The 4,369-nt window shown below is 70.2% G+C and carries 4 protein-coding genes; 3 read left to right on the forward strand and 1 reads right to left on the reverse strand.

The window, feature by feature from the left end; genetic code table 11:
- Positions 1–914 (reverse strand): CHASE3 domain-containing protein (locus tag AB0C29_RS35855; RefSeq protein WP_360830005.1); only part of this gene is annotated, 914 nt, incomplete at its 3' end.
- Positions 915–1,162: 248 nt separating this feature from the next.
- Here AB0C29_RS35855 and AB0C29_RS35860 point away from each other — a divergent pair.
- From AB0C29_RS35860 to AB0C29_RS35870, 3 genes are all read left to right on the forward strand, one after another.
- The gene (locus tag AB0C29_RS35860) at positions 1,163–2,485 is read left to right on the forward strand and encodes an enolase C-terminal domain-like protein (protein ID WP_360830008.1); all 1,323 of its coding nucleotides are present in this window, start codon (positions 1,163–1,165) and stop codon (positions 2,483–2,485) included.
- Positions 2,482–3,546 carry a sugar ABC transporter substrate-binding protein gene (locus tag AB0C29_RS35865; protein ID WP_360830010.1) on the forward strand — a complete coding sequence of 355 codons (1,065 nt, stop codon included), beginning with the start codon at positions 2,482–2,484 and terminating at the stop codon, positions 3,544–3,546. Before AB0C29_RS35860 ends, AB0C29_RS35865 begins: the two co-directional genes overlap by 4 nt.
- On the forward strand, positions 3,543–4,369 hold an 827-nt coding region (locus AB0C29_RS35870), incomplete at its 3' end, for an ATP-binding cassette domain-containing protein (RefSeq protein WP_360830013.1). The genes AB0C29_RS35865 and AB0C29_RS35870, both read left to right, overlap by 4 nt.

Here is a 4,369-nt window from a genome sequence, read left to right on the forward strand (position 1 = left end):
GACTCGGTCGCGTCCGCGACGCCGCCGACCTGCCGGGACGTGTCGGCGGCCGAGCCGGCGATCTGCTGGGAGCTGGCCGAGAGCTGCTCGGACGCGGCGGCCAGCGAGGTGGCCTGATCGCCGATCTGCCGGATCGTGCCGGCCAGCTTGGCGACGAACCGGTTGAACGCGGCGGCCAGCGGACCGAACTCGTCCTTGCGGCTCTCATCGACCCGCCGGGTCAGATCACCCTCGCCGTCCGCGATCTCCGACAGCCGGCCGGTCAGCGCGGACAGCGGGCGCAGGATGCTGCGCGCGATCAGGAACGCCAGCACCACGACCAGCAGCGCGGCGATGACGATGCCGACCAGGACGGCCGCCCGGGCGCTGTCGGCGGTGTCGGCTGTCTGTGTCGCCCGCGCGCCCAGCAGGCTCGTCTCGGCGCCCGACAGTTCCGCGATGACGGTGCGGATCTGGTCCATGACCGCCTTGCCCTTGTCGGTGAGCACAACGGCCTGCGCGGCGGCGAAGCCCTTGGTACGGCGCAGCTCGATCGTGTCGGCGAGCTCGGCGAACTTGCTCTCCACCAGCGGCCGCAGAGTGGTGATCCGCGCCTGCTGCTCGGCGTTGTCGCTGGTCAGCTCGGCGACGGCGGTGATGGCTCCGTCGATCGACTGTTTCGCGCTCTCGTACGGCGCCAGATACCGGTCCTCCCCGGTGATCAGATAACCGCGCTGACCGGTCTCCGCGTCCTTGAGCGTCGAGGTGACCACGCTCAGCGCCTCGATCACCTGGTAGGTGTGCGCCACCTTGCCGCTGTTGTCCTCCAGGGTGGTGGTGCTGCGGTAGGCCACCGCCCCGACGACGCACAGGACCAGCAACGGAACCGCGAAGGCCGCGATCAATCGGTACTTGATGCGGTGCAACCAACCCATGTTGACCTGTCTCCTTTGACCGCCGGCCGTGACCCGGCCCAGGCACCACCCCGTGCGGAGCCCCTACTTCTCAAGATCGTCAACTTCGCCGCGCAACTTAGCGCAAGACATCTGATTTCTGGCCCGGCTCAGCGCACCGTTGTCCACCCATAGACACACGAGGTCCACGACGCCTATAAATACATCTGATGTCTACGGCCCGCGGCGGCCAACCGTCGGACGCGGGCCAGCACAGAGCAGGAGTCCCGGTGACTGAGCGCATCTCGTCCGTCGACACCTTCGACATCCGGTTCCCGACGTCGCGGCAGCGCGACGGGTCCGACGCCATGAACCCGTTCCCGGACTACTCCGCCGCGTACATCGTGCTGCGCACCACCGCCGGCGCCGAGGGCCACGGGTTCGTCTTCACCGTCGGCCGCGGCACCGAGATCGAGGTGGCCGCCATCCGGTCGCTGGCCACGATGGTCACCGGGCTGCCGGTCGACGACCTGGTGGCCGATCCCGGGGCGCTGGCCCGGCGGCTCATCGGCGACAGCCAGATCCGCTGGCTGGGACCGGAGAAGGGGGTCGTCCACATGGCCGCCGGCGCCCTGGTCAACGCGGTCTGGGACCTCGCCGCCCGGCGCGCGGGCCAGCCGTTGTGGCGGCTGCTGGCCACCCTCACCCCGGAGCAGATCGTGGCCCAGATCGACTGGCGCTACCTGCGCGACGCGCTGACCGAGGACGAGGCGCTGGCCATGCTGCGCGACGCGGTCCCGGGCCGGGCCGAGCGCGAACGGACCTTGCTGGCCGAGGGCTACCCGGCGTACACGACCACGCCCGGCTGGCTCGGCTACGACGACGAGAAGCTCGCCCGGCTGTGCAAGCAGGCGGTCTCCGACGGCTACCAGCTGATCAAGCTGAAGGTCGGGGCGAACCTCGAGGACGACGTCCGGCGGCTGGGCATCGCCCGGCGCGCGGTCGGCCCGGACGTGCACCTCGCGGTCGACGCCAACCAGGTCTGGGGAGTGTCCGACGCGATCGGCTGGATGCGGGAGCTGGCGCCGTTCGACCCGTACTGGATCGAGGAACCGACCTCGCCGGACGACGTCCTCGGGCACGCCGCGATCCGGTCCGCGCTGGCACCCATCCGGGTCGCCACCGGCGAGCACATGCACAACGCCGTCATGTTCAAGCAGCTGCTGCAGGCCGGCGCCGCCGACGTGGTCCAGATCGACGCCTGCCGCGTCGGCGGGGTCAACGAGAACCTGGCGATCCTGCTGCTGGCGGCCAAGTTCGGCGTCCCCGTCTGCCCGCACGCGGGCGGGGTGGGCCTCTGCGAGCTCGTGCAGCACCTGGCCATGTTCGATTTCATCGCGGTCAGCGGCACGGCCGAGGGCCGCGCCATCGAGTACGTCGACCACCTGCACGAGCACTTCACCGCCCCGGTACGCATCGAGAACGGCCGCTACGTGGCGCCCCGGACGGCCGGGATGAGCGCGCAGATGCTGCCGTCGACGCTCACGGCGTACCGGTATCCCGACGGCCCCCGATGGGCCGGCGCCGAATCATCAGATGGAGGACACCGATGAACCGCACAATTCTGCTCGGTCTGGCGGTCGTCACGACGGTCGGCGTCACGTCCGCGCTGGCCGGCTGCAACCGCGACTCGCCGGCGGCCGACGGCGGCGGGGCCACGGCCCCGATCGTCGGCGTCGACTACCCGAGGTCGGACACCGACTTCTGGAACTCCTACATCAGGTACGTGCCCGAGTCCGCCAAGGAGCTGGGCGTCGAGCTCAAGACGACGAACTCGCAGAACGACGTGGCTACCCTGATCTCGAACGTGCAGACGTTCGTCAGCCAGGGCGTCAAGGCCGTGGTGATGGCCCCGCAGGACACCGCCGCCATCGCCCCCAGCCTCGAACAGCTCGCCACCAAGAAGATCCCGGTCGTCACCATCGACACCCGGCCCGACACCGGATCCGTGGCCATGGTGGTGCGGGCCGACAACCGCGCCTACGGCACCAAGGCGTGCCAGTTCCTGGGAGCCAAGCTGGGCGGCAAGGGCAAAGTCGTGATGCTCCAGGGTGACCTCGCGTCGATCAACGGCCGCGACCGCACCGAGGCCTTCAACGACTGCATGAAGAAGGACTTCCCCGGCATCAAGGTCTTCGGCGAGGTGACCGACTGGAAGGGCGACGTCGCGGCGTCCAAGCTGCAGACGCGGCTGGCGTCCGACCCCGACGTCAAGGGCGTCTACATGCAGTCGTCGTTCGCGCTCTCCGGCACCAAGCAGGTGCTCAAGCAGAAGGGCCTGCTGGTGCCCCCGAGCGACCCCAAGCACGTCTTCATCGTCTCCAACGACGGGATTCCCGAGGAGCTCAAGGACATCAAGGCCGGCCTCATCGACGCGACGGTCAGCCAGCCCGCCGACCTGTACGCCAAGTACGGGCTCTTCTACGCGAAGGCCGCCATCGACGGCAAGACGTTCCAGCCCGGGCCGACCGACCACGACAGCACCATCATCAAGGTGCGCGACGGCCTGCTCGAGGACCAGCTCTCCGCGCCGCTGGTCACCGCGGACGGCGCGACGATCGGCGGTGAGAAGACGGCGAAGTACGACGACAAGTCGCTGTGGGGCGCCTCATGACGGTCGCGGAACCGGTCGTCGAGGCCGCCGGCATCAGCAAACGCTACGGGTCCACAGTCGCGCTGGACCGGGCCGCCATCACGGTACGGCCCGGCGAGACGCACGCCTTGGTCGGCCGCAACGGCGCCGGCAAGTCGACGATGGTCGCCATGCTGACCGGGCTGCAGGCGCCGGACACCGGCCGGATCACCTTCGGCGGACGGCCCGCCCCGCCGCTCGGTGACCGGGACGCGTGGCGCCGGCAGGTGGCCTGCGTCTACCAGAAGTCGACCATCATCCCGGCCCTCACCGTCGCCGAGAACCTGTTCCTGAACCGGCACGACCGCGGCGCCGGCGGCCTCATCCGCTGGGGTGCGCTGCGCCGCTCCGCGCGCGAGCTGCTGGCGACCTGGTCAGTCGACGTGGACGTGGACCAGCCGGCGTCGGCGCTGACCGTCGAGCAGCGGCAGTTCGTGGAGATCGCCCGCGCGCTGTCGTTCGGCGCCCGCTTCATCATCCTCGACGAGCCGACCGCCCAGCTCGACGGCACCGGCATCACCCGGCTCTTCGCCCGCATCGAAGCCCTCCGCGCGCAGGGCGTCACCTTCCTGTTCATCAGCCACCACCTGCAGGAGATCTACGAGATCTGCGACGTGGTGACCGTCTTCCGCGACGCCCGGCACATCGTCACCACCGAGGTGGCCGAGCTGGACCGGGCCGCCCTGGTGGCGGCGATGACCGGTGAGGACGTCAGTCTGGCCGGCGACCCGCACCGGCGGCCGCCGGCCGCGGATGCCGAGGTCCGCGTCGTCGTCCGCGACCTGGTGACGGCGTCCGGCGCCGA

Origin of the sequence: Actinoplanes sp. NPDC048791 (assembly GCF_040650095.1) — a bacterium.
GTDB lineage: Bacteria > Actinomycetota > Actinomycetes > Mycobacteriales > Micromonosporaceae > Actinoplanes.